The sequence below is a fragment of the Rhodovulum sp. genome, assembly GCF_011048875.1.
Lineage (GTDB): Bacteria > Pseudomonadota > Alphaproteobacteria > Rhodobacterales > Rhodobacteraceae > Rhodovulum > Rhodovulum tesquicola.
Window position 1 is genome coordinate 1 of sequence record NZ_DSDD01000476.1, and the last position, 3,284, is coordinate 3,284.

The window sequence follows — 3,284 nt, forward strand, 5'->3', positions numbered from 1 at the left end:
CATGATCAGATGCCCCAGCACGACCCCGATGAAAGCGAGCGGGATCGAGATCATCACGATCACCGGTTCGACATAGCTGCGAAACTGGAACGACAGTACGACATAGATGCCGATGAGGCCGATCAGAAAACCGCGCAGGATCGAGGCAACGGTTTCGGCGGAATTGGCGCTCTGCCCGGCAACCTCGAAATCGAGGCCGGGGAAATCCGTCATGAGCTGCGGCAGGAAGATTTTCGACAATTCCGATACGATCGCGTCGGCATTGCCGATGCGCGTGTCGACATCGGCCTGCACGGTGACGGTGCGGCGCCCGTCGACATGGGTGATCGAGGACCAGCCCCGTGCTTCCTCGATCCGCGCGACGGTCGAAAGCGGCACGGTCTGGCCATCCGGCAGGGTGATGGTGAAGTCCCGCAGGTCGTCGTGGGAGTCGCGGTCTTCCGCCGCTTGCTCCAGTTCGATCTCGTGGGCGATGTCGCCCTGCTGCACGGTGGCAATCACCCGTCCGAGATAGGCCGCGCCGATCTGGTCGGCGACGTCGCGCGCTGTCAGCCCCAGACCGGTCGCGCCTTCCGCGAGGCGCAGACGAAGTTCGGGCCTGCCCGGGCGCAGATTGTGGGTGGCGTTGAACACGCCGGCATAAGTCCCGGCTTCCGTAAGGAGGCGGTCGGCGGCATCGGCCAATCGTTCCAGGTCCGGTGCCGACAGGCGGATCTCGATGGCAATACCCTGCGGGCCGATGCCCGGCTCGGTGAGCAGGATCGCGATGGCACCCGGCACGTCACCGATTTCCCTGCGCCACCGCGTCACGATCTCGTCCAGCGTCACGCTGCGCGCCTCGGCGCCAAGGAGATCAGCGCTGATCGTCGCGACATGCGACCCGGATTCGCCTGCGGTTGCATTGTGGTTGAAACGTGTCTGGACCGACTTCACCAGTGCCGTGCCGCCCGGTTGATCCGGCGTGAAGGCGGCATTGACCTTATCGAGCGCAGCAACGACCCGATCCGCCACTTCGGCGGTGCGCGTCAGAGGCGTCCCCTGCGGCATGTGGATGCGCGCCTCCAGCACGTCGCCGTCAATGGCCGGGATCGCCTCTCGCTTGAGGTAGCCGCCCCCCATCAATCCCACCGTCACGACCAGCGCCGCGATCGTTGCTCCGGTGATGAGGTATCTGTGCCGGATGGCCAGATCGGCCAGCGCGCCGATCCTCCGTTCCCGGAACCGGTCGAACCGCTTGTCAAACCCCGCACGGAACCGCGAGGGCGGCTTGCCTTCGCCCTTCAACCCGTGACTAAGGTGATGCGGCAGCACCCAGAACGCTTCGGCAAGACTGGCGGCCAGTGCCGCGATCAACACCAGTGGGATCACCTTGAGAATGGCGCCCAATTCGCCCGCAAGAAAGGCCAGCGGGCCGAATACCGCGATGGTGGTGGCAAACGAAGACAGCACGCCCGGCAGCACCGCGAGCGTGCCCTTGACCGCCGCCTCGGTGCGCGAGGCACCGCGGGCAGCGGCTTCGGCGATGGAATCGGAGATGACGATCGAGTCGTCCATCACGATCCCGATCGCCATCAGCAGCGCCACCAGCGTCATCATGTTGAGCGACAAGCCCTGCAGCGCCATTGCCGCGAAGGCCCCCATGAAGGCCACGGGCAAACCCATCGCCGCCCAGATCGCGAAACCGGGGCGGAAGAAGAGGCTCATCACTGCGACGACCAGGATGAGCCCGATCACGCCGTTTCTCACCAGCATGGTCAGCCGATCGCGCACGATGCTGGTCATGTCCTTGACGACCTCGACCCGCAGGCTGTCGGGCAGTGCGGCCCGCTCGGCGGCGACCAGTTCCCCGACGCGGTCGAAGACGTCCAGCGCGTCGGCGCCAAGGCTCTTGTCCACCTGCAGGAACACTGCGCGCTGACCGTCGAGAAAGGCGCGTTCCTCCTCCGGCGCGAACGCCTCGGTGATCGCCGCGATCTCGCCCAGCGTCAGTTCGGCACCATTCGGTCGAGAGAGCACGACCAACTCGCTCAGCCCCGCCACACTACGGCGCTCGTCGACGAAGCGCAGGCTGATCTCGCGGTCGGGTGTCTTCAGCTCGCCAAGGGGGCGGTCGACGCTCTGGGCTCCGATCATCCCGGCAAGACTGGCCACCGTCAGGCCGTGCTGTTCCAGCACCGCGCGGGGGACGGTGATGAGGTATTGCCGCTTGCCGAAGCCGAAGACAGTGACTTTCGCCACACCGGGCAGCGCCGACAGCCTGTCCCGAAGCTCCGCGGCGTAGCGTTCCAGATGCGCCGCAGGCATGTCGCCGGCCACGGCAACGGAAGTGACGTTGTCGGTGCGGTGCAATTCCCGCACGATCACCGGATCGGCCTGGTCGGGAAAATCGTCGACTGCCGTCACCTCGGTGCGCAGATCGTTGACAAACCGCCCGCTGTCGCCGCCAGCGGCCATCGTCGCCGTTGCGCGGGCAATGCCTCCTTGTGCGGTGCAGACCAGCTCGTCGAGGTTCTCGACGCTTTCGACGGCGTCCCAGATGCGCCGACAGAGGGCGTCCTCCACGTCTTCCGCCGACGCGCCGCGATAGACCATGCTGATCTCCGCCTCGACGGGCCGGAAATCGGGGAAGGTCTCGCGCTTCAGCGTGGGGGCAGCCATCAGACCGGCCGCGAAGATCAGCACGAGCAGCAGGTTGGCGGCGGTGGGATGCTCGGTGAACCAGCGGATCATTCCGAGACCCCCGCCGGCGCGACCAGCATTCCGGGAATCGCCGGCATCAGGTCGTCGAGAATGACTTCCTCACCCGCCGCGACGCCCTCGCCCAGCACCGCCAATCCCGACTGTCGCCAGTCGACCGACACCGCCCGCAGTTCCAGTCGGCCCGCGCCGGTCCGGATATAGACAAGCCCGCCTTCGTGGAGCGCGCTGTCGGGGAGGGTGACCCGGGCAGGGCCTTCCGGCCCCGTCAGGACCACCTCGACATACATGTTGGGCACCAGCGGCAGCCGAAGGGGCGGGTTGGCCCCTGCATAGGGGGCGTCCACCGCGACGACGGCGGGGACCGTCCGTGCCTGCGGATCAAGGGCGCTTTCCGCCCGCACCAGCCGGCCGGTCCAGGTCTGTGACGTGTCCGAGACGAGGCGCACCTCGGCCGCAATCTTGGCAAAGCGGTCGGAAAGATCGGAAACCGTCAGCGCGTCGCCATCCGCCGAGCCGCCCAGCAGTCGGCGAAACGAGGCGACCGGAAACTGCGCAGTGATCTCGATGCGGTCGATCCCGTCGGC

General features: G+C 66.7%; 2 protein-coding genes. Both read right to left on the reverse strand.

The annotated features are described in order from the left end of the window. Nucleotides 1-2,730: efflux RND transporter permease subunit (locus tag ENN83_RS16100; RefSeq protein ID WP_287188762.1), on the reverse strand; the 2,730-nt coding region annotated here is incomplete at its 3' end. After that, nucleotides 2,727-3,284: efflux RND transporter periplasmic adaptor subunit (locus ENN83_RS16105; RefSeq protein ID WP_287188764.1), on the reverse strand; the 558-nt coding region annotated here is incomplete at its 5' end. The genes ENN83_RS16105 and ENN83_RS16100, both read right to left, overlap by 4 nt.